The organism is Actinoallomurus soli, assembly GCF_024055715.1.
Lineage (GTDB): Bacteria > Actinomycetota > Actinomycetes > Streptosporangiales > Streptosporangiaceae > Actinoallomurus > Actinoallomurus soli.
In genome coordinates this window covers 119,355-143,014 of sequence record NZ_JAMXMV010000006.1, presented here as the reverse complement: position 1 = coordinate 143,014, position 23,660 = coordinate 119,355, and the positions used below count along the sequence as shown (strand labels likewise).

General features: G+C 71.4%; 28 protein-coding genes and 1 tRNA gene. 19 read left to right on the top strand and 10 right to left on the bottom strand.

The window, feature by feature from the left end; translation table 11 throughout:
• Positions 1–100 precede the first annotated feature (100 nt).
• Genes NDW01_RS17200 through NDW01_RS17190 form a run of 3 tightly spaced genes read left to right on the top strand, consistent with a single transcriptional unit; the run spans position 101 to position 2,331 of the window.
• A complete protein-coding gene (locus NDW01_RS17200; RefSeq protein WP_252821708.1) occupies positions 101–577 on the top strand; it encodes a MarR family winged helix-turn-helix transcriptional regulator in 477 nt (158 codons plus the stop codon).
• Between the two features lie 45 nt (positions 578–622).
• Positions 623–1,690 carry a DNA polymerase III subunit beta family protein gene (locus NDW01_RS17195; RefSeq protein WP_252821707.1) on the top strand — a complete coding sequence of 356 codons (1,068 nt, stop codon included), beginning with the start codon at positions 623–625 and terminating at the stop codon, positions 1,688–1,690.
• A complete protein-coding gene (locus tag NDW01_RS17190; protein WP_252821705.1) occupies positions 1,687–2,331 on the top strand; it encodes a hypothetical protein in 645 nt (214 codons plus the stop codon). The genes NDW01_RS17195 and NDW01_RS17190 overlap by 4 nt, the downstream gene beginning before the upstream one ends.
• 369 nt (positions 2,332–2,700) lie before the next feature.
• On the opposite strand, the gene NDW01_RS17185 is transcribed toward NDW01_RS17190, so the two are convergent.
• Complete coding sequence (locus tag NDW01_RS17185) at positions 2,701–2,991, bottom strand: hypothetical protein (protein ID WP_252821703.1); 291 nt, start codon at positions 2,989–2,991, stop codon at positions 2,701–2,703.
• A gap of 342 nt (positions 2,992–3,333) precedes the next feature.
• Between NDW01_RS17185 and NDW01_RS17180 the strand changes: the two genes are divergently transcribed.
• Positions 3,334–3,924 carry a hypothetical protein gene (locus NDW01_RS17180; RefSeq protein ID WP_252821701.1) on the top strand — a complete coding sequence of 197 codons (591 nt, stop codon included), beginning with the start codon at positions 3,334–3,336 and terminating at the stop codon, positions 3,922–3,924.
• A gap of 4 nt (positions 3,925–3,928) precedes the next feature.
• On the opposite strand, the gene NDW01_RS17175 is transcribed toward NDW01_RS17180, so the two are convergent.
• A complete protein-coding gene (locus NDW01_RS17175) occupies positions 3,929–4,381 on the bottom strand; it encodes a MarR family winged helix-turn-helix transcriptional regulator (protein ID WP_252821699.1) in 453 nt (150 codons plus the stop codon).
• An 88-nt stretch (positions 4,382–4,469) separates the two neighbouring features.
• On the opposite strand from NDW01_RS17175, the gene NDW01_RS17170 reads away from it, so the two are divergent.
• The 3 genes from NDW01_RS17170 to NDW01_RS17160 all read left to right on the top strand — a co-directional run bounded on the left by NDW01_RS17170 (position 4,470) and on the right by NDW01_RS17160 (position 7,968).
• Complete coding sequence (locus NDW01_RS17170; protein WP_252821697.1) at positions 4,470–4,916, top strand: nuclear transport factor 2 family protein; 447 nt, start codon at positions 4,470–4,472, stop codon at positions 4,914–4,916.
• 43 nt (positions 4,917–4,959) lie between these two features.
• On the top strand, positions 4,960–5,718 hold the full coding sequence (locus NDW01_RS17165) for a MerR family transcriptional regulator (protein ID WP_252821695.1): 759 nt from the start codon (positions 4,960–4,962) through the stop codon (positions 5,716–5,718).
• Positions 5,719–5,949: 231 nt separating this feature from the next.
• Positions 5,950–7,968 (top strand): elongation factor G, encoded by a 2,019-nt coding sequence (locus NDW01_RS17160; RefSeq protein WP_252821692.1) that lies wholly within the window; start codon positions 5,950–5,952, stop codon positions 7,966–7,968.
• Positions 7,969–7,998: 30 nt separating this feature from the next.
• On the opposite strand, the gene NDW01_RS17155 is transcribed toward NDW01_RS17160, so the two are convergent.
• A complete protein-coding gene (locus NDW01_RS17155; RefSeq protein ID WP_252822261.1) occupies positions 7,999–8,601 on the bottom strand; it encodes a DsbA family protein in 603 nt (200 codons plus the stop codon).
• A 143-nt stretch (positions 8,602–8,744) separates the two neighbouring features.
• On the opposite strand from NDW01_RS17155, the gene NDW01_RS17150 reads away from it, so the two are divergent.
• Both NDW01_RS17150 and NDW01_RS17145 read left to right on the top strand, forming a co-directional pair.
• A complete protein-coding gene (locus NDW01_RS17150) occupies positions 8,745–10,286 on the top strand; it encodes a GNAT family N-acetyltransferase (RefSeq protein WP_252821690.1) in 1,542 nt (513 codons plus the stop codon).
• 127 nt (positions 10,287–10,413) lie between these two features.
• On the top strand, positions 10,414–11,409 hold the full coding sequence (locus NDW01_RS17145; RefSeq protein WP_252821688.1) for a LysR family transcriptional regulator: 996 nt from the start codon (positions 10,414–10,416) through the stop codon (positions 11,407–11,409).
• 163 nt (positions 11,410–11,572) lie between these two features.
• Here the strand turns inward: NDW01_RS17145 and NDW01_RS17140 are convergent, their stop codons facing one another.
• The 3 genes from NDW01_RS17140 to NDW01_RS17130 form a co-directional block, all read right to left on the bottom strand.
• Positions 11,573–12,043, bottom strand: a complete 471-nt coding sequence (locus NDW01_RS17140) for an RICIN domain-containing protein (protein WP_252821686.1) — start codon at positions 12,041–12,043, stop codon at positions 11,573–11,575.
• Positions 12,044–12,185: 142 nt separating this feature from the next.
• Entirely contained in the window at positions 12,186–13,124 is a 939-nt protein-coding gene (locus tag NDW01_RS17135; protein ID WP_252821683.1) for an NAD-dependent epimerase/dehydratase family protein, read from the bottom strand.
• A 77-nt stretch (positions 13,125–13,201) separates the two neighbouring features.
• The gene (locus tag NDW01_RS17130) at positions 13,202–13,567 is read right to left on the bottom strand and encodes a nuclear transport factor 2 family protein (RefSeq protein WP_252781235.1); all 366 of its coding nucleotides are present in this window, start codon (positions 13,565–13,567) and stop codon (positions 13,202–13,204) included.
• A 240-nt stretch (positions 13,568–13,807) separates the two neighbouring features.
• On the opposite strand from NDW01_RS17130, the gene NDW01_RS17125 reads away from it, so the two are divergent.
• Positions 13,808–14,719, top strand: a complete 912-nt coding sequence (locus NDW01_RS17125; protein WP_252821681.1) for an aldo/keto reductase — start codon at positions 13,808–13,810, stop codon at positions 14,717–14,719.
• Between the two features lie 66 nt (positions 14,720–14,785).
• On the opposite strand, the gene NDW01_RS43840 is transcribed toward NDW01_RS17125, so the two are convergent.
• Positions 14,786–15,343: a helix-turn-helix domain-containing protein gene (locus NDW01_RS43840; protein ID WP_252821678.1), complete on the bottom strand. Its 558-nt coding sequence runs from the start codon at positions 15,341–15,343 to the stop codon at positions 14,786–14,788.
• A gap of 76 nt (positions 15,344–15,419) precedes the next feature.
• On the opposite strand from NDW01_RS43840, the gene NDW01_RS17115 reads away from it, so the two are divergent.
• Positions 15,420–16,067, top strand: coding sequence for a B3/B4 domain-containing protein (locus tag NDW01_RS17115; RefSeq protein ID WP_252821676.1), 648 nt, complete (start codon positions 15,420–15,422; stop codon positions 16,065–16,067).
• A complete protein-coding gene (locus NDW01_RS17110; RefSeq protein WP_252821674.1) occupies positions 16,064–16,897 on the top strand; it encodes a DMT family transporter in 834 nt (277 codons plus the stop codon). The genes NDW01_RS17115 and NDW01_RS17110 overlap by 4 nt, the downstream gene beginning before the upstream one ends.
• A 149-nt stretch (positions 16,898–17,046) precedes the next feature.
• Here the strand turns inward: NDW01_RS17110 and NDW01_RS43530 are convergent, their stop codons facing one another.
• The 3 genes from NDW01_RS43530 to upp all read right to left on the bottom strand — a co-directional run bounded on the left by NDW01_RS43530 (position 17,047) and on the right by upp (position 19,914).
• Positions 17,047–18,378: a helix-turn-helix domain-containing protein gene (locus NDW01_RS43530; protein ID WP_305883790.1), complete on the bottom strand. Its 1,332-nt coding sequence runs from the start codon at positions 18,376–18,378 to the stop codon at positions 17,047–17,049.
• Between the two features lie 133 nt (positions 18,379–18,511).
• Entirely contained in the window at positions 18,512–19,039 is a 528-nt protein-coding gene (locus NDW01_RS17095) for a PH domain-containing protein (protein WP_252781229.1), read from the bottom strand.
• 236 nt (positions 19,040–19,275) lie between these two features.
• A complete protein-coding gene (upp, locus tag NDW01_RS17090) occupies positions 19,276–19,914 on the bottom strand; it encodes a uracil phosphoribosyltransferase (RefSeq protein WP_252781228.1) in 639 nt (212 codons plus the stop codon).
• Between the two features lie 51 nt (positions 19,915–19,965).
• On the opposite strand from upp, the gene NDW01_RS17085 reads away from it, so the two are divergent.
• From NDW01_RS17085 to NDW01_RS17055, 7 genes are all read left to right on the top strand, one after another.
• Positions 19,966–20,154, top strand: a complete 189-nt coding sequence (locus tag NDW01_RS17085; protein WP_252781227.1) for a hypothetical protein — start codon at positions 19,966–19,968, stop codon at positions 20,152–20,154.
• A gap of 86 nt (positions 20,155–20,240) precedes the next feature.
• Positions 20,241–20,717 (top strand): tRNA adenosine deaminase-associated protein, encoded by a 477-nt coding sequence (locus NDW01_RS17080; RefSeq protein WP_252821672.1) that lies wholly within the window; start codon positions 20,241–20,243, stop codon positions 20,715–20,717.
• Between the two features lie 26 nt (positions 20,718–20,743).
• Positions 20,744–21,196 carry a tRNA adenosine deaminase-associated protein gene (locus NDW01_RS17075; RefSeq protein WP_252821670.1) on the top strand — a complete coding sequence of 151 codons (453 nt, stop codon included), beginning with the start codon at positions 20,744–20,746 and terminating at the stop codon, positions 21,194–21,196.
• Between the two features lie 44 nt (positions 21,197–21,240).
• Positions 21,241–21,690 (top strand): tRNA adenosine(34) deaminase TadA, encoded by a 450-nt coding sequence (gene tadA, locus NDW01_RS17070; RefSeq protein WP_252821668.1) that lies wholly within the window; start codon positions 21,241–21,243, stop codon positions 21,688–21,690.
• An 11-nt stretch (positions 21,691–21,701) separates the two neighbouring features.
• Positions 21,702–21,791: transfer RNA gene (locus NDW01_RS17065), tRNA-Ser, on the top strand.
• 311 nt (positions 21,792–22,102) lie between these two features.
• Positions 22,103–22,696 (top strand): TetR/AcrR family transcriptional regulator, encoded by a 594-nt coding sequence (locus NDW01_RS17060; protein ID WP_252821666.1) that lies wholly within the window; start codon positions 22,103–22,105, stop codon positions 22,694–22,696.
• Positions 22,693–23,649 carry a phosphotriesterase family protein gene (locus NDW01_RS17055; RefSeq protein WP_252821664.1) on the top strand — a complete coding sequence of 319 codons (957 nt, stop codon included), beginning with the start codon at positions 22,693–22,695 and terminating at the stop codon, positions 23,647–23,649. The genes NDW01_RS17060 and NDW01_RS17055 overlap by 4 nt, the downstream gene beginning before the upstream one ends.
• The last annotated feature ends 11 nt before the right edge of the window (positions 23,650–23,660 follow it).

Here is a 23,660-nt window from a genome sequence, read left to right as displayed (position 1 = left end):
GACCTCCGCCGGAGAGGGTCCGGTACGGTGTGGACGCCGTACCAATTTGTTTTGCAAACAAATAAGCTTTGATCGCAAACGTATAGGGATGATCGCGGGGATGTCAACGGAGCAGACGCCAGAGCCCGGCCTGCGCGCGGACGAGGCGGTCCGGGCCATGCTGTCGCTGATGCCGCGGCTGGCCGCACGGCTCAAGCGGACGCCGATCCCCGAACGGCTCCGCTCCTTCAACCTGGCGCCCAGGCACCTGTCGCTGCTGTCGTACCTGCTGTTCGACGGGCCGATGGCGGTCGGCGAGCTGGCCTCCCGGCTGCAGGTCGCCCCGACCACCGTGAGCCTGATGGTCAGCGACCTCGCCCGGCAGGGCGTCCTGGTACGGCGCTCGGACCCGGGAGACGCCCGGCGGACGATCGTCGACCTCACCGAGGACGCGGAGACCCGCTCGGCGATCGAGAGCTGGCTCGCCAACGGGGCGAAGGCCTGGCGTGCGGCGTTCGACCCCCTGTCCCCGGAGGAGCGCGCGACGTTCGTCCGGACGATCGAGACGTACGAGCGCCTGGCCGGCTCCGCCGACTGAGCCGGAGTTGACCTTCGAGCCGCTCGAAGGCTCACGATGTCCGGCATGAACGACGCCGAAGCGCTGGTCAGCATCGGGACCTTCGCCCGCCGGGTGGGGCTGACGCCGAGCGCCCTGCGGTTCTACGACGACTGCGGCGTCCTGCGGCCCGCCCGCGTGGACGCCGCGACCGGGTACCGCTACTACGCCCCCGACCAGGAGCCGCGCGCCGTCCTCGTACGGCGGCTCCGCGAGACCGGGCTGCCGCTGGTCGACGCGTCGGTGGTGCTCGACGGCGACCGGGAGGAGGCCCGCGCGGTGCTGACGGCGCACGCGCGCCGTACCCGGGACACCGCCGCGGCCGCCCAGGCGGCGATCGACGGCCTGCTCCGGGACCTCTCCGGCGCCGGGAACGCGGCGATGGCCCGCGTCGGCGGCGCGGAACTGGCCGGCGCGGTACGCCAGGTGGCGCCGTCGGCGGCCCGCGGCGCGGTGCGGGAGGAGTTCCCCGTGCTCGGTTGCGTGCTCGTCGAGCTCACCGGCCAGGAGGTGCGCCTGGTGGCCACCGACCGCTACCGGCTCGCCGTACGGGCCCTGCGCCCCAGTGCCGTCACCGGGGGTGCGCACGGCCTCCTGGCCGACGCCGGAACGATGAAGGAGATCGCCTCCTGGGCGATGCGCCTGCCGGAGGTCGCGATCGAGGTCGACGGCCGGGGCGCCCGCGTCCACGGCGACGGCGAGGAGCGGCCGCTCCCCGCCGTCGATGGGACGTTCCCCGACTACCGGATCGTCCTGGACGACCTCCCGGCCGCCCGGCACCGCCTCATCGTTGACCGCGACGCCCTCCGTACGGCCCTCGCCGACCACGACGACGGCCCGGTCCTCCTCCGGACCGACGAGCGCGATCGTCTCGTCCTGGGCCGGGCAGCGGCCGAGGTCCCGTCGATCTGCACGGGTCCTCCGCTGCGGATCGCGTTCGACCCGGGCGTGCTCCTGCCGGCCGTCGAGGCGAGCGTGGGCCCCGACGTGCTGCTGGAGATCTCCTCCACGCTCCGCCCGGTCGTCGTCCGCTCCGCAGACCAGGGCAGTTTCACCACCCTCGTCATGCCGGTCCTCCAGGAAGAAGAGCGATGAACCCCGACAACCCGGTCGTACGGCTGTGCAGCGAGGGCATGCGTGCGGAGGCCGAGGCCAGGCAGAACGACGCGCGCGACCTCTTCCGGCGAGCGTGGGAGACGGCCACCGACGATTACGAGGCATGCGTCGCGGCGCACTACGTGGCCCGGCACCAGCCGACCCCCGAGGACACCCTCCACTGGAACCGCGAATGCCTCGCCCGCGCCGACCGGGTCGGCGACGAACGCGTCCGCGCCTTCTACCCGTCCCTGCACCTGAACATCGCCAAGGCCTGCCGCGACCTGGGCCGGCTCGACGAGGCACGCGAGCACTTCCAGCGCGCCGCCGCATGCGTCGACGCCCTGCCTCAGGGGCAGTACGGCGACTGGAACCGGTTCGCCATCGCCGAGGGCCTGCGCTCGACCGGCGGCCTGGGCCCCCGTCCCGTCGACGACCTCCTGGCGGACCTGCTCTCCGGCCTGTGCGCCCGCCGCGACCTCGAGACGCTCGGCCTCATCCTTCCCGCCTACCTGGGCGACCTCGGCACGGACGACGACCGGACCCGCCTCGCGACCGCCCTCCACATGGTCCACGCCGCCCGTGGGCTGCCCGAGGAGGACCAGGAGGCGCTCGGCCGAGCGATCACCGCCCTCGCCTGACGGGGCCGCCGGGCGCAGGTCCCTCACCTCCTGCCCCCGGCGACCCCGCGCCACGGCCTCAGCGGGCCGGGACGTCAGGGCGGAAATGTGCCGGCGGGTCGTAGGACCGCAGGGGCGGTCGTCCGCCTGTCCGCGCCCCGAGAACGGCCGCCCGATGAACGTCGCCGATCCGCTGGAGGAGCCGGTACGCCGACGGGTCATCGATCACCAGGCCCTCCGCGGTCACGGCCGAGAAGGCGGTGAAAGTGCGTCGCCAAGCCGACCAGATGACGACCCACCCCGGGCATCGTCGCTCCAGGTCACGAGCGATCTGAGGAGCGTCGCCCTCCGGGCGTACGGGAGGCGTGCCCTGGGGCCTGCGCCTGGCCGTCATGGACGCGTTCCCAGAACTCGCCGAATGGCCGCGACCGCGCCGGTGACATCGGTCGCTCGCCCGATCTGGCCGCCCCAGGACCAGTAGAGCCACCAGTCGCCGGGATTCACCTCCTTGCAACTGATCTCTTCCGAGAGTTGATGGATGTCAGGATTAATCAGAACGAGGACCGGTGGATGTGCTCGAGAGGTCTGGACGACGCGCCCGGCCAATCCGTTCTCTTCCGCGCGCCGCTGGAGGTTCTGGAGTAAGCGGATCATCGTCCCGGCCGGAGTTTCGTTCCCCATGAGAATTCCCCGTGAGCCTCGGTTCCGCGTCGCCGTGGCGACCTTGCGATCCTCAGAATCGATCACTATGCGTGACGCGGGAACTGCGTTCGCGGGACGGAGGGGACGTTTACCGGATACGCTTCAGACATGTCCCAGCCGTCCCACATGCCGTAGGTGACGCTCATGCCGAATGACGCGCTTCGCCGAGCCATGTCCGAAGCCAAGATGACAGAATCGGACTTGGCCGCGATATGCCGAGTGGACGTGAAGACGGTGAATCGGTGGGTATGTCAGGAGGGTCGTACACCCCACCCCCGTCATCGCTGGGCCGCATGCGACGCCCTTGGAGTTGATGAGTCCATGATCTGGCCGGATGCCATCCGAAACGCAGTGAAGACCGGACCGGACCGAGAAATAGTCAGTGTTTATCCATTCCGAGCCGGGTGTCCGAAATCCGTATGGCGGAGCCTGATCGCTAAGGCCACTGATCAGTTGATCTTCGCGGGTTACACGAACTACTTCCTCTGGTTGGAACATCCGAGCCTGCGGAACGTTCTCCGGCGCAAGGCCGAGCGCGGGTGCTCGGTCCGGTTCTTGATCGGGGACCCGGACAGCGAGGTGACCCGGCGCCGTGAAGAGATCGAGGCCGTTCCCTTGACGGTCGGCACACGAATAAGGGTCACACTCGACGAACTGTCCAAGCTGTCCGGAACCTCGGGCGTCGAGGCTCGGTTCAGTGATGAGCACATCGCCATGAGCGTTTTCGTCTTCGACGAGGAGATGCTCGTCACTCCCCATCTGGCGCGGCTCGTCGGACACGACTCACCGATGCTGCACATCCGGCGCTGCCAGGACGACGGACTCTACGACCGCTTCGCCTGCCACGTCACGGATCTCTGGAAGTCCGGCCGTCCCGTCTCGCCCGAGGCCTCTGCCGTCGGGAGTGGGTGAGCGGTCAGCGGCGGGTGGTGTGGTGGTCGACGACGCGGGTGAGGAGGCGCGTCAGCTGGTCGCGTTCGGCGGCCGAGAGCGGGGTGAGCAGAGCGTCCTGGATCTCGCCGAGCACGTCGGTCAGGCAGTCGAGGTGGTCGACACCGGCCGGAGTGATCGTGATGATGTTGCGCCGCCGGTCGGCGGGGTCGGGTGAGCGTTCGATCAGCCCCTTGCCGGCGAGTTCGTTGAGCGCCGCGACCACGTCGCTGCGGTCGATCCCGGTGCGGCGGCCGAGCGCCGCCTGACTGGCCGGGCCGAACTCCTTGAGGGCGGCGAGCAGCCGATAGTGGTACCCGCGGGCGTCCGCGGCGGAGAAGCGCTCGGTCAGGATTCGATGGCTGTGCATCGCCGCCTGGCCGATCAGCCAGGTCGGGGTCTCCTTGAGGAGCGCGGGCACCGTGTCGTCGGCCGTCATGGCCGCAGTCTAATCGTTGGCACGGCCCACGAAGGGCGCTATCGTTGGCGAAGCCAATGTTGGAATCGCCAATGAAAAGAGATGTCTCATGGGACGTAGCGACCACGCCCTGCTCTCCGACCTGGTCAACCGCCTGGGGCTGTGGCTGGACGAGAAACGGTTCGACGAGGCGCGTACGGTCTTCACCGAGGACGCGACGGCCGACACGGCGGGCGGCTCGGTGCGCGGGATCGACGCGCTTGCCGCGCAGGCCCGGCGCTCGCACCCGCCCGAGGTGGCGACCCAGCACTTCATCACCAATCCCCTCATCGCCGTGGACGGCGACCGCGCCACCATCGACGCCAACCTGCTCGTCGTCTTCGCGGGTCCGGCGCAGCGGCGGATCCTCGGTGAGCGGTACCGGCTGGAGGCGGCCCGCACCCCTGACGGCTGGCGGCTCTCCCGGGTCGCGGCCGACCCGGTCTGGGAGACGGCCGTGCCTGAGGCGGGCGCCCGCGCGGTTGACCTTGACGTTACGTCAACTCCTATCGTCTGAGTCGTGGCCGGAACGCCCGGCCGCACCGGTGGATGGGACGGTCATGACCTGGTCGATCGCTCAGGTGGCCCGGATGTCGGGGGTCACCTCGCGGACGCTCCGGCACTACGACGAGATCGGCCTGCTCACCCCGGCGTACGTCGGGGACAACGGCTACCGCTACTACGAGGAGGAGCAGCTGCTGCGGCTCCAGCAGATCCTCGTGCTGCGGGAGCTGGGAGTGGGGCTGGCCGAGATCGCCGAGGCGATCGACTCGGAGCCGAGCACGGTCGCGGCGCTGCGCCGCCACCACGCCCGGCTGCTGGCCGAGCGCGAGCGGCTCGGAGTGCTCGTCGAGACCGTGGCCCGCACCATCGCCGAACTCGAAGAAGGTGGTGACACCGTGACCCCGAAGATCAATCGGCCGGAGAACCTCTTCGCGGGCCTGGACTCCTCGCAGTACGAGGACGAGGCGCGCGAGCGCTGGCCGGAGCAGTACGCCCAGGCCGCGCAGGCCCAGGCGGGTATCACACCGGAGCAGATGGAGACCTGGCAGCGGGACGTGACCGCGCACATGGTCCGGATGGCCGAGCTGAAGGTCGCGGGCGCGGCGCCCGACGACCCGGTCGTTCTGGACGAGGTGGACTGGAACTACCGCTCGGTGAGCCGGTTCTGGAAGCCGGACGCGTGCGCGTACACCAAGCTCGGGGAGATGTACGTGAACGACCCGAGGTTCCGCGAGAACTACGAGAAGATCACCGAAGGTCTGGCCGAGTTCCAGCGTGACGCGATGGCCGCGTACGCCCGCGCCCGGCTGAGCTGACGGCCGGCCCCGCCGGCCGCCCGGAGGAGCTGCAGATCCTCCGGGACGGGCCCCGCCGTGATCGTACGCACCCGAAAATGAGGTGCCGTTTCCCGCCCCCGTTGTTAGGGTCCGCCGCATCGGCGTCGGTCAGGGCGCCGTCGTCCGTACGAGCCAGGGGGCTTGCGATGCGCCAGTGGTCAGAGGTCATCACGACGGAAGATCACTCGGCGGCATCGAGGACGACACTTCATGACGACCCTGAACCTGGGGGTGCTCGCGCACGTTGACGCGGGCAAGACGACGCTCACCGAGCGGCTGCTGTTCCACGCCGGCGTCATCGACGAGCCCGGCAGCGTCGACCGGGGCACGACGCAGACCGACTCCATGGAGCTGGAGCGGCGGCGTGGGATCACCATCCGGTCGGCGGTGGTCTCGTTCACCATCGACGACCTGAAGGTCAACCTGATCGACACGCCCGGCCACTCCGACTTCATCTCCGAGGTCGAACGCGCGGTACGGGTCCTGGACGGCGCGGTGCTGGTCCTGTCCGCGGTCGAGGGCGTTCAGGTGCAGACGAGGATCCTCATGCGCGTGCTGACCAGGCTGCGCATCCCCACGCTGATCTTCGTCAACAAGATCGACCGGACCGGGGCCAGGTACGGCGACCTGCTGGTGGAGATCACTCGCCGGCTGACACCCGCGGCCGTGCCGATGAGCGCGGTCACGGGCCTGGGCACCCGCGACGCCGCCGTCCGGCCGTACGCCGTCGATGATCCGCGGCACCTCGATCGGGTGGCGGAGGTGCTGGCCGACGGTGACGACTCGTTCCTGGCGGCCTATGTCCAAGCCGACGGGCGGGCCGACGCGCAGGACTGTCGCCGGCGGCTGATCGAGCGGACGGGCCTGGCGGCGGCGCATCCGGTGTTCTTCGGGTCGGCCGCGACGGGGGTGGGCGTCGCCGACCTGGTCGGCGGCATCCGTGTGTTCCTCCCGCCGGCCGGGGGCGGCCAGGAGGAGCCGCTGTCGGGAACCATCTTCAAGATCGAGCGCGACTCCTCAGGCCGGAAGGCCGTGTACGCGCGGCTGCGGACCGGGTCCGTCGCTGTCCGGGAGCACGTCACCGTACGTCGCCGCGCCGGCGGACGGTGGGACCGTGCCGGGTGGGAGGAGCACACCGGAAAGATCACGTCGCTGCGCGTCTTCGAGCAGGGCGGGGCGGTGCCGGCGGACCGGGCGGGGGCGGGCGACATCGTCCTCCTCTCGGGGCTCAAGGACGCCAGGATCGGAGACCGGCTCGGCCGCCCCGGCACCGGGCCGGATGCCGGCCGAGTCGGCGGGTCCGGTGACGGGTCGGGGGAGGACCGGCTCGGCGGGTCCGGTGACGGGACGGACGAACCGCAGTTCGCGCCGCCCGCGCTCGAGACCGTCGTGCGCAGCGTGCGCCCGTCCGACGCACCGCTGCTGCACGCCGCGCTCCAGCGACTCGCCGAGCAGGACCCGCTGATCGACATACGCGTCGACGACCGGGGGCGGGAGATCTCCGTGCTGCTGTACGGAGAGGTGCAGAAGGAGGTGCTCAAGGCCCAGTTGGAGGAGGACGGCATTGCCGTCGCCTTCGCTGAGACGCGGATCGTGTACCTCGAACGGCCGGCCGGCGTCGGTGCGGCGTTCCATGAGATCGACCGGCACGGTGACCACGAGGTGTGCGCCACCGCGGGTCTCCGGATCGAGCCCGCCCCGGCGGGCACCGGCGTGCGGTACCGCCTGGAGGTCGAGCCCGGCTCGCTGCCCGCGGCGTTCCACGCGGCGATCGAGGACAGCGTGCGCACCGCCCTGCTGCGCGGGCCGTACGGCTGGGAGGTCACCGACTGCGTCGTCACGCTGACGCATTCGGGCTACGCGAGCCCGGTCACCACCGCCGGTGACTTCCGCACGCTGACGCCCCGGCTGGTGGAGCGGGCGCTGCGTCAGGCCGGGACCCACGTGTACGAGCCGGTCGTCCGCGCGGACCTGGAGGTGCCGTCCGACCTCGTCAACGGCGTACTGGGCGTACTCGCGGAGCTGGCGGGCGCTCCGCACGACATGGCCGTTCGATCCGACATCGCGTACGTGACGGGCGTGCTCCCCCTCGGCCGGGTGCAGGAACTCGGGCGGCGGCTGCCGGGGCTGACCCGGGGCGAGGGGGTGCTGCTGTCGGAGTTCGCCGGACATCGCCGCGTCCGGGGAGCGCCTCCGCGCCGGGCGAGCCCGGCTCCCGTCATCGGGTGATCGGAGCGCCTCCGCGCCGGGCGGCCTCCGTCATGAGGTGATCGGGCGGCGGGTCCGCGCGCGCTTCAGCTCGAAGAATCCGTCGGTCCCCGCGACCAGGAGCACGCCGTCCCACAGCCGCCCGGCGTCCTCACCGCGCGGGATGGGGCTGACCACCGGCCCGAAGAAGGCGATCCGCTCGCCGTCCGGGCCGGGCACGTGGATCGCCGGAGTGCCGAGGTCCTCCCCGACCGGGTCCAGCCCCGCGTGCTGGCTCTCGCGCAGGGCCTCGTCGTAGTCGGTCACGTCGGCCGCGTCGGCGAGCTCCGCGGGCAGGCCCACCTCGGCCAGCGCGTCGAGGTACAGCGGGCGCCCGATCGGCGCCTTGTCGTGGTGGATCCGCGTGCCGAGCGCCGTGTACAGGTCGCGCAGCACCTCGTCGCCGTACTTCTGCCGGGCCGCGATCGCGACGCGCACCGGGCCCCACGTGTCCCGCAGCCACTCCGCGTACCACTCGTCGAGGCCCTCGCGGCCGTCGTTGAGCATCGCCAGGCTCATGACGTGGAAGCGCACGCGGACGTCGCGGACCTTCTCGACTTCGAGCAGCCAGCGGGAGGCGATCCACGCCCACGGGCACTTGGGGTCGAACCACATCTCAGCTTCGATCACGCCGCCAGCGTAGGAAGCCCAATGGCCGACCGTAAGGACCAATCGAGCGCCAAATGATCGGGCCAATGAGGATGCCGAAGAGGGAAACCGGGTCGGCCGCGGCCGGTCGGCTCTCTAGGATGGCTCCGATGGACAACGACGCGCCGAAGCGGCCCGATGTCACGGTCATCGAGGTGCCGCAGTGGCAGGGGTCGTCCTCGGCGACGGCGCACCGGCTCCGCGCCGGCGCGCGTCTTCTGGCCGGTCTCCTGCCCGCCGCCGACCGGAGAACCGTCGGCGTCGCGGACCAGGCCGGCGCGGCGGCGCTCGTCGCCAACGCGCGGCGGATCCGCACCGCCCTGGACCACGCCGGCGGCCGGTTCACCGTCACGATCGGCGGCGACTGCGGCGTCGAGCTCGAGCCGATCGCCGCGGCGGCGCGCCGGTACGGCGACCGGCTCGCGGTCGTCTGGTTCGACGCGCACGGCGACCTGAACACCCCAGTCTCCTCGCCCTCCGGCGCCTTCCACGGCATGGTGCTGCGCACCCTGCTGGGTGACGGACCGGCCGAGCTGGTGCCGGACCGCCCGCTGAAACCGAGCCAGGTGGTGCTCGCCGGCGTACGGGACCTGGACCCGGCCGAACACGAGTACGCGGCCGCCGCCGGCATTCCCACCGTCGGTGACCCGGAGGCGCTCGTCGAGGCGGTCGGTGACGCGTCGGCGGTGTACGTCCACATCGACCTCGACGTCCTCGACCCGTCGGTCTTCCGCTCCGTCGGCATGCCCACGCCCCGGGGGCTGACCGCGGACCGGCTGCTCGCGATGGTGACCGCCATCGCCCGGCGGCTCGAGGTGGCCGGTCTCGGCATCACCGAGTACGAGCCCGCGCGACCGGAGGACCAGGACCTCCTCGCCGGCCTGGTCCGCCCGATCGTGGACGCCTGCCGTTCCTCCGTCGCCGGCCTGGTCGAACCCCGGGCCCGCGCCGCCTGGCCCGCCGAGTTCACCGAGGAGCACGAGGGCTGGCTGCTACGGCACACCACGGGTGTCCGGCGACGCCGCTCGAACTCGGCCGTTGCCCCTCCGGCCGGTGCCGAGAAGGCCGTCCGCGACGTCGAGCGCTTCTATCGGGAACGTTCCCGGCCGGTCATCGTGCAGGTCGTCGACGGCCTCGACGGCGCCGGCGACCTCGACGCGCTACTGGACCGGCGCGGCTACCGATTCGAGGCGCCGACGACCGTGCTCACGGCGTTCACCGAGGACGTGGCGGCCGCGACGGAGAACGCCACGGCCCAGGTCGGGATCGAGGCGGGCCCCGCGGCGTGGCTCCCGGCCTTCGGCGAGCTCAGTGCCTACACCGACTCCGAAGCGGTCGGTTCGCAGGTGATCTCCCGGATCGCCGCGCCGACCGGATTCGCGACGGCGACCCTGGACGGGATGCCCGAGGGCATCGGCCTGTTCGTGGCGGACACCGGTTGGGCCGGCGTCTTCTGCATGGCCGTACGGCCGGAGCGCCGACGTCAGGGGATCGGCGCCGCCCTCCTCGGCGCGGGCGCCCGCTGGGCCGCCCGCCAGGGCGCGCACCGGATGTACCTCCAGGTCGAGGCGGGCAACGACGCGGCCTGGCGGCTGTACGAGAAGGCCGGCTTCACCCGGTCGTACGGCTACCACTACCGCATCGCGCCCTAGCTCGGGACTGCCTGAAAGCGGAACCATCCGCGGGCCCGGTCCGTCGTATGGGCCGGATGACGGTGATCGACACTCGGTGAGGGGTGCATGACGAAGCGCGGCGGAGAATCGCTGCGCGGATGTCGTTATGGAACTGCGTGACATACGGACGTTCTTGACGCTGGCCGAGGAACTGCACTTCGGGCGGACGGCTCGGCGCATGATGGTGACGCAGGGGCGGGTCAGTCAGACGATACGGGCGCTCGAGCGGGAGGTCGGCGGCGAGTTGTTCGAACGCACGAGCCGGCAGGTGCGGCTGACCCCCCTCGGCCGGCGTTTCCTGCGAGGCGTCGGCGAGGGCTACGAAACGCTCGTGCGAACACTTCAGGAATGTCAGGCGAGTGCCCGTGTGAGCCGCGGCCTGGTTCGTATCGGATACGCGGCGACGATCGGTGCCGGATTCGCCGCTCGGGTGGCGAACGACTTCGAGGCCCGACATCCTGGGCATTCCACCACTTTGAATGCGATCAGGATACTTCAGCCGGACATCGCACTGGAGAATGAGGACATCGACGTCCTTTTGATCTGGTCACCCGGTGGTGATGCTGCCGCGCTGCGCGGGCTGAAACCGACGGCCGGAGCCGTACTCGGCACCGTACCGCGCGGCGTGCTCGTGCCCATCGGACACCCGTTGAGCGGCCGCAGTGAAGTGAGTCTGGAAGACCTGGCCGACTACGAGCTCCTCTGGCCTCATGAAACGGTGACGACGCCGGAGATATACGACCTGTGGATCCCGCGGTTCACGCCCTCGGGCCGTCCCCTCCGCCGCACCGCCCAGAACCTGATGACCATGACCGGCAAACGGGACATCCTCGCAGATGACGTGATCACACTGGTCGCCCGCGGTCGCGGCATTCACCTGACCGTGGTGTCCCTGCTTCAGCAATTGCCGTTCCCGGACTTGACGGTCATTCCGGTCACGGACATGCCGCCCATGGCCATCGTTCCCCTGTGGTCGGCCGGCGACGACAACCCCGCCGTCCGGGTCTTCGCCGAGTTCGCCACCGGCTTCAGGCACCGCGACGAGAGCCGATCGGCCGCGACGGGGAAGGGAGCGACCGGCGAGCAGCCGGTCGAGCGGTGACGGGTGCTCCCCGCGTGCGGGGGAGCACCCGTACTCGTGAGAGGCGAGGGCGAGAGCCGCCGGGTGGGAATCCCGTATGACGGCCAGGCTGTTCGCCACCGCAGGTCCGCGCCCTGTCGCCGCGATGTCCGTTCCTACGTGCCTCTCGTCCCCGTGGCCGGCGTCATGCGGGATTCATCCAGTGCCAGCGCTGGTAGTCGAGGTTGTTGCGCGGAAACGCCCGCAGGCCGTACTCGAAACTGTCATCGAGGTTTATGCCATTGCGGCGGCTGTAGATGTCGTCTCCGGATCCCATATTCCACTGCTGGTAATCGAGGCCATTGCACGTGAACGGCCGTAGGCCGAAGGCCTCGCTCCAGTCGATGCAGCGCCCCGTGTGCACGTTCTGCAGAGTCGCCGTGAGGCCGTTGAGCCAGTGGGCGCGCCATTGCTGGTAATCCATCCCGTTGCACGTGAATGCCCGCAGGCCGTACTCGACGCTGTCGTCGATGCAGCGACCGGTGTGGTAGTTCCTGAGGACGTGGATGGAATCGGCCTGTGCGGTGCCGACGCCGGAGAAGAGGACGGTCATCACCGCGGCGGTGCCCACCGCGACGTGAGACAGGCGGTTTCGAAAGAGCTTGGTTATCTTCATCGAGTTCCTTCCCGGAATGTTTTCGGGTTCGCCTCTGCGTACGTCATGCTCGCCAGATGAGCATGGCGTTTCGTGTGCGACGGAACAAGATCGAGTTTGTAATTCAACTATTAGGCGGTTTAATCGATGCCGTCCTGGCCCGTCAGCGGCCGGCGCGGTCCGGGGAGCCGTCCGCCACCCAGCGGTAGACCGCCGTGATCCCGTCGGCGACCGTGGTGCGGGGCGTCCAGCCCAGGTCGCGCGCCGCGCTGTCGTTCGCCAGCGCGCTGCGCTGCAGCTCGCCGGGGCGGGCCGGTGCGAACTCCGGGTCCAGCGCCCGGCCCGAGGCGCGGCCGAGCAGGTCGAGCAGCTCGCGAACGCTCGTCTCGTGGCCCGTCCCGATGTTCCACACGCCCGGCCGGTCCGTACGGGCGGCCGCGACGAACGCCTCGGCGACGTCGCCGACGTACACGTAGTCGCGGGTCTGGTGGCCGTCGCCGAAGACCGTCGGCCGCTCTCCGCGGAACGCGCGCCCGCAGAAGATGCCGACCACCCCCGCCTCGCCCGCCGGGTCCTGGCGGGGGCCGTAGACGTTCGCGAGCCGCAGGGCCGCGTGCCGGGTGCCGTACAGCCGGTTGTACAGGCCGAGGTACTGCTCGGCGCAGTACTTCGCCGTGCCGTACGGCGCCTCCGGCCCCGGCAGGACGTCCTCGGGCGTCGGCACCGGCGCGTCCACGCCGTAGATCGCGCCGCCGGTGCCGGCGAACAGCACCCGGGCGCCGACCGCGCGGGCGGCCTCCAGCACGTTGACGGTGCCGACGACGTTGACGGCGGCGTCCTCGGCCGGGGACTCCACCGAGACCCGTACGTCGATCTGCGCGGCGAGGTGGCAGATCAGCTCGGGCCGTACCTGTTCGACGACCGCGTTCAGCGCGGGGACATCCGTGATGCTCGCCTTGTGGACGACGATCGAAGGGTCGAGACGCCCCGCCCGGCCCCGGGACAGGTCGTCCAGAACGGCGACCTCGTCGCCGTTGTCGAGGAAGGCGTCCACCAGGTGGGAGCCGATGAAGCCGGCGCCGCCGGTCACGAGGATGCGCATGTTCGGCAAGCGTAGTGGCGCGTCCTCGCGCCGTCGCCCGGGTGCGTCGGCACCCGGCGGCACCGGCATGACGCCGCTCAGGCCGCGGGAACCTTGTCCAGGAAGCCGTGGACGTGCTGGATCCGGCCGTCCTCGGCGAGCACCACCACGTCGAAGCCGACCACGAGCGCCTCGCCGCCCTCCGGGCCGAGCTCCCAGGTGAAGCGCGCCAGGTCGTGGTGGGCGTCGACCGGCGTGCCGAGCCGGAAGACGAAGTCGGGGAACTGACCCTGCACCGCGCCGATGACCGCGTCGATGCCGTCGTGCCCCCGCACGTCCGCCAGCGGGTCCACGTACGTGCCGTCCTCCGCCCAGAGGGCCTGGACCGCGGCGCGGCGGGCAGCGGGGTCCTTCTCGTTCCAGGTGTCGATGTACCGGCCGACCAGCTCGTTGACGTCGCTCATGACGTTCCTCCCTGTAGACCCGGCCGGAAGGTCCGGCGCGGTGATCCGATGCCCTCACGATGCCGCTGATCCGGCGCAAGATCGATTACGTGTGAGGTAATCGGGCCCGCCTGCGGCCGGTCTTCGTCGCCGGGCGCCTCCCGGCGTCGAATCAGCGCGCCCCGGGTATACCGAGACTCCCTCGCCCGACGCGGCCGTCCCGCGCGGGAGCCGTGGCCTGAGCCCAGGAAGGGACCCGGGATGAGGAGATTCGCGGACCGCCACGTGGGCGCGGTCGGGCTCGGCTGCACGGGGATGAGCCGCGCCGAATCCGACCGGAACGACCGCCGGTCGGTCGCCCTGATCAGGGAGGCCGTGGACCTGGGCGTGACGTTCCTGGACACCGGTGACGCGTACGGCGCCGGCCACGACGAGACGCTCGTCGGCCGGGCCCTGCGCGGGATCCGGGACCTCGTCGTCGTGGGCACCGGGGCCGGTCTCGTCGCGGATCCGGAGACCGGGCGGATCCGCCGCGACGGCACGCCCGCGTACGTGCGCGGGGCCGTGGAGGCGAGCCTGCGGCGCCTGGAGACCGAGACCGTCGACCTGTACTACCTGCACCGCGTCGACCCGGAGGTGCCGCTGGCCGAGACGTGGGGCGCCATGGCCGAACTGGTCGCCGAGGGCAAGGTCCGGCACCTCGGCCTGTCGCAGGTGACCGTCGCGCAGGCCGAGGAGGCGCACCGCATCCATCCCGTGGCGGCGATCCGGTCGGAACTGTCGCTCTGGACCCGCGACCCGCTCGGCACCGACGCCCGAAGAGGCGCGGACGGCCGACGGAACGCGGACGGACAGGGGGACGGCGACGTGCGGGGGAACGTCGTCGGGTGGTGCGCGGCGAAGGGCGCGGCGTTCGTGTCGTACGCTCCGCTCGGCCGGGGGAACCCGGGCGTCGCCGACGTCGTGCGGAAGGTCGCCGAGCGGCACGCGGTGACCCCCGCGCAGATCGCGATCGCCTGGACGCTCGCCCAGGGCGGCCACGTCATCCCCGTTCCGGGGACCACGCGGCAGAGTCACCTGTATGAGCACACGCGGGCGGCCGGCGTGGACCTCACCGAGGACGACCTGGCGGAACTCGACGCCGCGCCCCCGCCGGCCGGCGGCCACCGCTGAGGCGCGATCGGAGCCGCGCCCCCGCCGGCCGGTGGCCACCGCCGACCCGTGGCTCCGCCGGGTACGTCACAGGTCCATGACGGCGAGGACGAACAGGACGTCCTCCTCCCCTTCGTTGGCGTACGAGTGCGGCCGGTCGCCGTGGAAGACGGCCGCGTCGCCCGCGCCGATCTCCGTACGGCTGGCGCCGACCGTGAGGGAGAGCCGTCCGGAGTCCACCGTGACGATCTCGCGGGTGCCGGGAGTGTGCGCCTCGCTGTCGCGGCTCTCGCCCGGGCGCAGCACCCAGCGCCAGAGCTCGACCGAGGGACGCGGGTCGCTGCCGCCGAGGAGCGTGCCGGTGCCACCGGACGGCCCGTGCCACAGGACGACCTGACGGCCCGCGGGGAAGAACTGGATCGGCGGCTCCTCCTCGACCTGGACGAGCCGGGTGAGGGGGACCCCGAGCGCCTCGGACACCCGGATGAGCGTGCCGAGGTTGGGATTGCCGCGCGCCTGCTCCAGCGCGACGAGGACGCCCTTGCTCACCCCCGCCCGCGCGGCGAGCTGGTCGAGGCTCCAGCCGTGGGCCGCGCGCAGGGAGCGTACGGTGCGGGCGACCGCGTCGCCGACCTTGTCCGTCACGCAGGACACCCTAGAGGGTCATTCCATTGCACCGCTCGGTATGCTGTAACGACCGAAGTCGAGAGGGAGATGTCCGATGCTCGACCAGATCGTCATCGATGAGGCGGTTCAGGCCCTGCGTCCCGATTTCGCGGTCCTGCTGATGACCGCGGAGGGACTCGCGAACGGGTCCTCTGACGGCCGTACCGGTGACGTCACGCCTTCCGAGGGCGTGGACGGCGGCCACGTGGAGGCGTGGCGCGAGGCCTACCGCGGCTTCGGCGTCAACCCCAAGCGGGCCCGGCCGTCGGTGGACGCGCTGCTGCGCCGAGGCGACCTGCCGGAGATCAACCGGGTCGTGGACGCCTACAACGTGGTCAGCGTCCGGTTCGAGCTTCCGATCGGCGGAGAGGACCTCGACGCGTACGATGGGCCCGCCCGGCTCGTCCGCGCCGCGGGGGACGAGCCCTTCGACACGGTGAAGAACGGCGAGGCCGTCGTCGAGCACCCCGAGCCCGGCGAGGTCATCTGGCGGGACGGCACCGGAGTGACCTGCCGCCGCTGGAACTGGCGCCAGTGCACCCGCACCCGCATCACCGAACAGACGAAGAACGCCCTGTTCATCCTGGAACGGCTGGAGCCGCACCCGCTGGACCGGCTGCGCGCGGCGGGCGATGCGCTGGCCGGGATGCTCACCGAGATCTCCCCGGACGTCGTCATCCGTACCCGCCTGCTCGAACCGTGACGATCATCCTGGCCCTCGCCTCCGCGATCGCGTTCGGCGCCGGTGACTTCTGCGGAGGCGCGGCGACACGGCGCTCCGACGACCTCAAGGTGCTGCTGGCCAGCCTGCCCGCCGGGCTGTGCCTGCTGCTGCCCGTGGCCGTCTTCACCGGGCACTGGCACGCCGCGCAGCTCGCCTGGGGCGCGATCGCCGGGCTCGCCGGCGGCGGTGGGCTGCTGGTCTTCTACCGGGCGCTGGCGATGGGACCCATGAGCGTCGTCGCGCCGGTGTCCGGGCTGATGGCCGCGGTCGTGCCCGCGGCCGTCGGCATCGCCCGCGGCGACCGGCTGAGCCTCACGATGGCCGCCGGGATCGTCCTGTGCCTGATCGCCATCTGCTTCGTCAGCATCGAGCGCGGGTCCGGGCCGGTCCGGCTGACCGGCGGGCCGGTGCTCGCCGCCCTCGCCGGGACGTCCTTCGGCCTCTTCTTCGTGATCCTCAAACTGGGCGACGACGGCACGCTGTGGCCGCTGGCCGCCTCGAAGGTGTCGGGACTGGCGGTCGTGGTCGTCGTCGCCCTGGCGAAGCGCCGTGGCCCCCTTGCGCTGGTCCGGGACCGCGCGACGTTCGGCATCGCGCTGCTGGCCGGCAGCCTCGACATGCTCGGCAACACGCTGTACGTCCTCGCCGCACGGGCCGGCGTGCTCAGCGTGGCGGGCGTCCTCAGCTCGCTCTACCCGGCCAGCACCGTGCTGCTCGCCCGCCTCGTGTACGGGGAGCGGCTGCGGCCGGTACAGCGCGTCGGTCTCCTCATCGCGGTCGTCGGCGTCGGCCTCGTCACGACCGGCTGAGAACGAGCCGCGAGAGCGCGCCGGATCACGCGCGCCGGACTCCGGGTGGGCGGGAGCGAACCGGGCACCCGACGGGCGGTCGGCACGCCCGACCGCGAGCGGGCCGGAGCGTGCCGGGCCGGCCTGCGCGGCCGGTCCGGCACGCCGGGTCAGCGGCCGCCGAGGTTGGCGACGATGCTGGAGTGCTGCGGGCTGGACCGCAGCCCGGCGGACTCCAGCGCCTTCCGGTAGGCGTCCATCATCGCCTCGCTGTCGCCCGCGGCGCCGAACAGGTCGCCGAGCTCCCGCCACACCCGCGCGGTGGCGCGCGACGGGGGGAGCATGCCGAGCTGGTCTCCGGTGGCGCGCAGCGCGGTCAGCGCCTCCTCGCGCTCACCGGTGGCCACGAGCGCCTGGGCGAGCATGAGCCGGGCCCGGATGGCGGTCACCGAACCGCCGGGGTGGGAGCTCAGCTCGGTCAGGACCCGCTGGGCGATCGCGACGGCGGCACCGGGCTCGCCGAGCACCATCTTGGACCGGGCCGTCTCGATGAGGCACTCGGCGGCGTCGACCCCGCTCAGCGACTCCTCGGCCGCGCGCAGCAGCTCCAGGGCCTTGGTGGCGGACTCCGCCGAGGCGTCGCCGGGCAGGAGGCTGCGCGCCGACGCCACCCGGAGCCGGGCCTGCGCCCTGGCCAGGGTCTCGCCCGCGTGCAGCGCGAGCGCCTGGTCGGCGAGGTAGAGGGACTCTCCGCCCGCGCCCTCCTCCAGCGCCCGCTGGCTGGCCTTGCGGTACGCGGTGATCATCGCGGCGGGGGCGGACTCCGACGCGGCGAGGAGGCGCTCGGAGAGCGTCCGCGCCTGCGCGGTGTCCCCGCGATCGAGGTAGGTGGCGATGAGCGTGCGGCCGACCTCCGCCGCCTCCTCGCCGCCGAGCAGGCCCAGCTCCGCGAGGCGCTCGAGCGCGGACTCGCCGAGCGCGATCGTACGGCCGAGGTCCCCGGCGGCGCGATAGCAGCGGGCGAGCACGACGAGCACCGGGAGCCAGCCCGCGCGGCCGCGGTCGCGCGTGGCCTCTTCGCGCAGCTCCTCCAGCGCCCTGATCGCCTCTTCCCCGTCGCCGCGTGCTTCGAGCGCGCGTGCCTGTCCCCAGCGGGCGCGCTTGGCGAGCTCGGGGTCGTTGTCGATGGCGGAAAGGATGTCCGTGAACAGGCTGAGGGCCTGGTCGGCGTCGCCGGCCAGCAGGGCGAGCTCCGCGTGGCGGACGCGCACCTGCAGATGGAGGCGCTCCTCCGGCTCGATGCCCTCGGACAGGTACTCGGGGAGGCAGCCCAGTCGGCTAGCGAGCAGCCGGACCACCGCGGGCGTCGGGGTGCGCTTCCCCGACTCGATCAATGAGATGTAACTGTCGGACAGCTCAGTCCCGGCAAGCTGCGCCTGAGACAGATGTTTACTCAGGCGTAGGTTACGGACTCGCTCACCGACGCTTCCTTGACCCGGCATCTCGACTCACTTACCGAAGGGCTTCACCCGTAAAGGGTTACGTCTTGTTCGTAGGGTGCACTACCTCACACATGGAGAGTAACCCAAACAACAAGGACAACATGGATAAGTTTTGGTCAAGTCGTGGGTCGAATCAGTCGTCAGCGTCGTCCTTGCTCGGAAAGATCATGCTGCAGACCTCGAGGTAGAGCTGTTCGGGGTACGGCAGGAAGCTGACGACGCGGAACGCCTGGTCCTGGCCCGCCGACTCCAGAACGAACTCCCCGTAGCCGAGCATGCGCCCGGTGATGGACCGCTGGAAGCTCATGTCCGTGACCTTGGACAGCGGCATCATCGCCACCTTACGGGTCAGTAGGCCCGTGGTCAGGAGCATGCGCTGGTTCGTTATCACGAAGTAGTCGACGGACCACTCGGCGACCTTCCAGACGAACCAGGCGAGCAGCACCAGCCAGGCCCACCAGATCCAGCTGACGATCGCTCCGCCCTGCTTGGCCAGCAGGTTGCTGAGCACTCCGGCGACGATCAGGCCGCCGAGCACGAAGCCGATCGGGGTCATCAGCACCGCGGGGTGGCGCCGAACCGTGATCACTTGATGCTCGTGCGGCAGCAGGTAGCGGTGGATGGATGCGGGCGCCGAATCGCCCGGCGTCACCAGCCTCATAGCGCGGTCACGAATTGAGCCGCCGAAACGCTCGCCGGGGTGCGGCCGCCGTCGGCGCTCCGGGCGATGTGCGTCGCATCGCGGGACTTCGGCGAGGAGGAGCCCGTCAAGGCCCCGCCCGTCCGAGTGAGGTACTTCTTCAAGGAAACCCCGCCTCCCGAAGGCCGACCCACTGACCCATTAAATTTGTACACCACGCAGCGATCCAGTAGCAAAGAGCCGCGAGCCGGGGGCGGTCACACGACGCCGTACAGGCGGTCCCCCGCGTCCCCGAGGCCCGGCACGATGAAGCCGTTCTCGTTGAGGTGGGAGTCGATCGCGGCGGTGACGACCCGCACCGGCACCGGACAGTCCGCGAGCTCGTCCTCCATGCGGGAGATGCCCTCCGGGGCCGCCAGCAGGCAGATGGCGGTGACGTCGTCGGCGCCCCGCTCCATGAGAAGCCGGATCGCCGCGGCCAGCGTGCCGCCGGTGGCCAGCATCGGGTCCAGCACGTAGCACTGACGGCCCGACAGGTCGTCCGGCAGCCGCGTGGCGTACGTCGTCGCCTGAAGCGTGCCCTCGTTCCGCACCATGCCGAGGAAACCGACCTCGGCGGTCGGCAGCAGCCGCGTCATCCCGTCCAGCATCCCGAGGCCGGCGCGCAGGATCGGCACGACCAGAGGCTGCGGCCGCGTCAGCCGTACGCCGGAGGCCTCCGCGACGGGTGTGGCGACTCTCACAGGAGCGACACGGACGTCACGGGTCGCCTCGTACGCCAGCAGGGTGACCAGCTCGTCGGCGAGCCGGCGGAAGGTGGGGGAGTCGGTGGTCGCGTCGCGGAGCGTCGTGAGCTTGTGCGCGACGAGGGGGTGATCGACGACGAGGGTCTTCATGTCCGAAAAGGTATCTGAATGGATGTCTGAGCATGGGGAACGTACCCGGCCATGAGCGAAGGGACGAACCCCGACGAAGGCATGAGCCCCGAGGAGGTCCGTGACCGTCTGCGACGCAGGGCGGTCTTCCTCCGCGAGCTGGCCGAGGCGAGGGAGCTCCGCAAGCGGGTGACCCCGCGCCGATCACGGCGCGAACGCGTCGCCGAGGCGGTCCGCATGCGTACCTTCCGAGCCAACTGACGGTACCCGGGTTTTCCCGTGCCGCGAATCTCCGGCCGCCGCATCTGCCAAGATGCCCGAGCAGGACGCGCGCGGGTGGGGTGAAGATGACTGAACTGGACACGGCGGATTTCGCTGTCGTGGTCTATCGCGAGGACGACGCGTGGGAGGTGGAGCAGCTTCCCATCGCACTGACGGAAGACCTCGAGGGGTTGATCCACGCCCTCAGGCAACAGCCGAGCCTGGGCGGCACGATCGGGTTGGTCGCGGTCGGCGACGACTTCTTCGTGGCGCTCCGGGTGCTCGGCGACGAGGTGATCGTCTTTCTCTCGGACGTCACCGCGTCCGTGGACTGGGAGCTGGCGCGGCAGATCGTCGAGTTCCTCGAACTCGACATCCCCGACGACGAGGAGCTCGACCAGGTGCTCCCGGCGGGCGACATGTCGATCTTCGCGGACCTGGGTCTCGACGAGATGGAGCTCGGCGCCCTCTCCGGCGACCTCGACCTCTATCCCGACGAGATGCTGGCGAGCATCGCCAAACGACTCGGCTTCGCCGTCGCCTTCGAGCGCGCGATCGAGTGACGTCGGCTTCGGGAGAGAATGGAACCGTGCCGTACTTCTGCGGGGTGTTCGCACGCAGCGACGCCGGATGGATCGGGACCGAGCCGGACCTCAGCGACGTCACCGGCCTTGACGACATCGCCGACATCATGCGCGAGGCCGCCGTCGAGACGGCGGGCGAGACGGTCGTCCTCCTCGTCGAGCAGGAGGACGAATGGTTCTCCGTGGTCCGCCTGGACGACGGCGAGGACCCCCGCGTGTTCCTGTCCGACGGCAGGGCGCCCCAGGGCAGCGAGCTGGCCGAGATGCTCAGCGAGCAGCTCGGCGCCCCCGCGGAGACGTCGAGCGAGGAGCCGATCGGCGACCCGGAGCTCCTCGCCGACCTCGGGACCACTTCGGAGGCCTTGAGCGCGCTCGGCGAGCGCACGCTCCCCGGCGACGCGCTGTCGGTCATCGCCGAGGGGGCCGGGTTCGCCGAGGAGTACGACCGGCTCCGCTAGCCACGGCCGTGATGAACGCCACAGGCCCCACGACGGACGAGGCCATGAGGCTCGCGTTGAAGGAGGCGAGACGGGCCGCCGCCGACGTGCCCGTCGGCGCGGTCGTCCTCGGGCCCGACGGTCAGATCGTCGGCGCCGGCCACAACGAGCGGGAGCGCACCGGCGACCCCACCGCGCACGCGGAGATCGTCGCCATCCGCCAGGCCGCCGCGCGCCGGGGCGAGTGGCGCCTGCCCGGCTGCACCCTCGTGGTCACCCTCGAGCCGTGCACCATGTGCGCCGGAGCCGCCGTCCTCGCCCGGCTGGACCGGATCGTCTTCGGCGCCCACGATCCCAAGGCCGGCGCCGTGGGCTCCCTGTGGGACGTCGTACGCGACCGGAGGCTGAACCACCGCCCCGAGGTCCTCTCCGGCGTCCTCGCCGACGAGTGCGCCGCACTGCTGACCGAGTTCTTCACCGCCCGACGTGACCGAGGACCGTCCGAGTTCCGGTAGGCTGCCCTCTTGGTGGAGTCGCCTAGTGGCCGAGGGCGCACGCCTCGAAAGCGTGTGATGGGGCAACTCATCCGTGGGTTCAAATCCCACCTCCACCGCCATGTTCGGTGGCCCCCTGCCGGGGGCCACCTTCCCGCTTTTCGGGCCTCTTTCGGGGGGACGACCCCCCGAGCCCCCCGGTGCGCGGCTGCGCCGCGCCCGCCATGTTCGGTGGCCCCCTGCCGGGGCCGCCTTGCCGCTTTTCGGGCCTCTTTCGGGGGGTGACCTCTCAAGCCTCCCGGTGCGCGGCTGCGCCGCGCCCGCCATGTTCGGCGGGACGGAGAGGTTCGAGGTGGAGATCGATCCATGCTCGGACCGGCGACTGAAGAGGCCGCCCGCGCGTGGTGTACCTACTAGTATGTACGATGCGCGTATGGACACCAGGGAGCGGCTGATCGAGAGTACGCGTGAGCTGCTGTGGGAGCGGGGGTACGTGGGGACGAGCCCACGGGCGATCCAGCAGCGAGCCGGGGTCGGTCAGGGCAGCATGTACCACCACTTCAGCGGCAAGCCGGACCTCGCCCTGGCGGCCGTGCGCCGCACGGCCGAGGAGATGCGGGCCAACGCCGAGGGTGAGCTGTCCGGGCCCGGTACCGCGTATGAGCGCATCGAGGCCTACCTGCTCCGCGAGCGCGCGGTCCTGCGCGGGTGCCCGGTCGGGCGGTTGACCCAGGATCCGGACGTGATCACGGATGAGGTGCTCCGCCGGCCGCTGGAGGAGACGTTCGGCTGGCTCCGGCAGCGGCTGGCACAGGTCATCGCGGAGGGGCGGGAGCGCGGCGAGCTGGCGGGCGATCTCGATCCCGTGGCCACGGCGGCGACGATCGTCGCCACGCTGCAGGGCGGTTACGTGCTCGCACGGGCGGCCGCGTCGGTCGAGCCGTTCGAGCACGCCATCAGGGGCGTGCTGGGCCTGCTCGCCGCCCGGTCGGGGACGGCCGTGCTCGCGGAGGGCGGGGAGCGATGAGGTTCGCGCGTACCGTCCTCGGCGACGTGCCGGCGGACGAGCTCGGGATCTGCGACGCGCACGACCATCTGTTCTTCCGCAGCACGCGGCTGCCGGGGCAGGAGCTCGACGACGTTGACGCGGCGGTGGCGGAGCTGCGAGGGTTCCACGCGCTCGGCGGTCGCACGGTCGTGCAGTGGACGCCGTACGGGCTGGGCCGGCGCGCGGAGGCGCTGGCCGGGGTGGCGAGGGCGGGCGGCGTCCACGTGATCGCCGCGACCGGCATGCACCAGGCGGCGCACTACGAGCCGGGGGTCGTCGAGGAGGTGTACGGGCGGCTGGACGAGCTCTTCGTCGGGGAGCTGACCGAAGGGATGGACGGCGGTTCGCTGCCGCCCGCCGGGATGATCAAGGTGGCGGGCGGCTTCCACGGGCTGGACGACCACGCCCGTACGGTGATGGCGGCGGCCGCGCGGGCGCATCACGCGACCGGCGCCCCCATCGGCATTCACCACGAGCTCGGCACGGCCTCGCTCGACGTGCTCGACCTGCTGTGCGGCCGGCACGGCGTGCCGCCGGAGCGCGTGATCCTCGGGCACCTGAACCGCTTCCCGGATCCGAGCGTGCACGCGGAGGCGGGCCGGGCGGGCGCGTTCCTGGCGTTCGACGGGCCCTCCCGGGCCAACCATGCGACCGACTGGCGGCTGTTCGACCTGCTCGCGGCGCTGGTCGAGGCGGGCCACGCCGACCGGCTGCTGCTGGGGGGCGACACGACGACCGCCGCGGCGCGGGCGTCGACGGGCGGCGGACCCGGCATTCCGTACCTCCTGCGGGTGATGCGGCCGAGGATCGCGCGCGACCTGGGCGAGGCCGTGGCGGAGAAGATCTTCGTTTCCAACCCGGCGCGGGCGTTCGCCGTCGAGTGGCGTGGCGCGGACCGGCCACGCGCGGCTGAGCCGGGGGAAGCCGGGTAAAGCAAACTTGG

What these genes read in the sequence shown, in the direction of transcription:
- NDW01_RS17200 (WP_252821708.1), top strand. Translation starts at nt 101, where the DNA reads ATGTCAACGGAGCAGACGCCAGAGCCCGGCCTGCGCGCGGACGAGGCG.
- NDW01_RS17195 (WP_252821707.1), top strand. Translation starts at nt 623, where the DNA reads ATGAACGACGCCGAAGCGCTGGTCAGCATCGGGACCTTCGCCCGCCGG.
- NDW01_RS17190 (WP_252821705.1), top strand. Translation starts at nt 1,687, where the DNA reads ATGAACCCCGACAACCCGGTCGTACGGCTGTGCAGCGAGGGCATGCGT.
- NDW01_RS17185 (WP_252821703.1), bottom strand. Translation starts at nt 2,991, where the DNA reads ATGGGGAACGAAACTCCGGCCGGGACGATGATCCGCTTACTCCAGAAC.
- NDW01_RS17180 (WP_252821701.1), top strand. Translation starts at nt 3,334, where the DNA reads ATGATCTGGCCGGATGCCATCCGAAACGCAGTGAAGACCGGACCGGAC.
- NDW01_RS17175 (WP_252821699.1), bottom strand. Translation starts at nt 4,381, where the DNA reads ATGACGGCCGACGACACGGTGCCCGCGCTCCTCAAGGAGACCCCGACC.
- NDW01_RS17170 (WP_252821697.1), top strand. Translation starts at nt 4,470, where the DNA reads ATGGGACGTAGCGACCACGCCCTGCTCTCCGACCTGGTCAACCGCCTG.
- NDW01_RS17165 (WP_252821695.1), top strand. Translation starts at nt 4,960, where the DNA reads ATGACCTGGTCGATCGCTCAGGTGGCCCGGATGTCGGGGGTCACCTCG.
- NDW01_RS17160 (WP_252821692.1), top strand. Translation starts at nt 5,950, where the DNA reads ATGACGACCCTGAACCTGGGGGTGCTCGCGCACGTTGACGCGGGCAAG.
- NDW01_RS17155 (WP_252822261.1), bottom strand. Translation starts at nt 8,601, where the DNA reads ATGTGGTTCGACCCCAAGTGCCCGTGGGCGTGGATCGCCTCCCGCTGG.
- NDW01_RS17150 (WP_252821690.1), top strand. Translation starts at nt 8,745, where the DNA reads ATGGACAACGACGCGCCGAAGCGGCCCGATGTCACGGTCATCGAGGTG.
- NDW01_RS17145 (WP_252821688.1), top strand. Translation starts at nt 10,414, where the DNA reads ATGGAACTGCGTGACATACGGACGTTCTTGACGCTGGCCGAGGAACTG.
- NDW01_RS17140 (WP_252821686.1), bottom strand. Translation starts at nt 12,043, where the DNA reads ATGAAGATAACCAAGCTCTTTCGAAACCGCCTGTCTCACGTCGCGGTG.
- NDW01_RS17135 (WP_252821683.1), bottom strand. Translation starts at nt 13,124, where the DNA reads ATGCGCATCCTCGTGACCGGCGGCGCCGGCTTCATCGGCTCCCACCTG.
- NDW01_RS17130 (WP_252781235.1), bottom strand. Translation starts at nt 13,567, where the DNA reads ATGAGCGACGTCAACGAGCTGGTCGGCCGGTACATCGACACCTGGAAC.
- NDW01_RS17125 (WP_252821681.1), top strand. Translation starts at nt 13,808, where the DNA reads ATGAGGAGATTCGCGGACCGCCACGTGGGCGCGGTCGGGCTCGGCTGC.
- NDW01_RS17115 (WP_252821676.1), top strand. Translation starts at nt 15,420, where the DNA reads ATGCTCGACCAGATCGTCATCGATGAGGCGGTTCAGGCCCTGCGTCCC.
- NDW01_RS43530 (WP_305883790.1), bottom strand. Translation starts at nt 18,378, where the DNA reads ATGCCGGGTCAAGGAAGCGTCGGTGAGCGAGTCCGTAACCTACGCCTG.
- NDW01_RS17095 (WP_252781229.1), bottom strand. Translation starts at nt 19,039, where the DNA reads ATGAGGCTGGTGACGCCGGGCGATTCGGCGCCCGCATCCATCCACCGC.
- upp (WP_252781228.1), bottom strand. Translation starts at nt 19,914, where the DNA reads ATGAAGACCCTCGTCGTCGATCACCCCCTCGTCGCGCACAAGCTCACG.
- NDW01_RS17085 (WP_252781227.1), top strand. Translation starts at nt 19,966, where the DNA reads ATGAGCGAAGGGACGAACCCCGACGAAGGCATGAGCCCCGAGGAGGTC.
- NDW01_RS17080 (WP_252821672.1), top strand. Translation starts at nt 20,241, where the DNA reads ATGACTGAACTGGACACGGCGGATTTCGCTGTCGTGGTCTATCGCGAG.
- tadA (WP_252821668.1), top strand. Translation starts at nt 21,241, where the DNA reads ATGAGGCTCGCGTTGAAGGAGGCGAGACGGGCCGCCGCCGACGTGCCC.
- NDW01_RS17060 (WP_252821666.1), top strand. Translation starts at nt 22,103, where the DNA reads ATGGACACCAGGGAGCGGCTGATCGAGAGTACGCGTGAGCTGCTGTGG.
- NDW01_RS17055 (WP_252821664.1), top strand. Translation starts at nt 22,693, where the DNA reads ATGAGGTTCGCGCGTACCGTCCTCGGCGACGTGCCGGCGGACGAGCTC.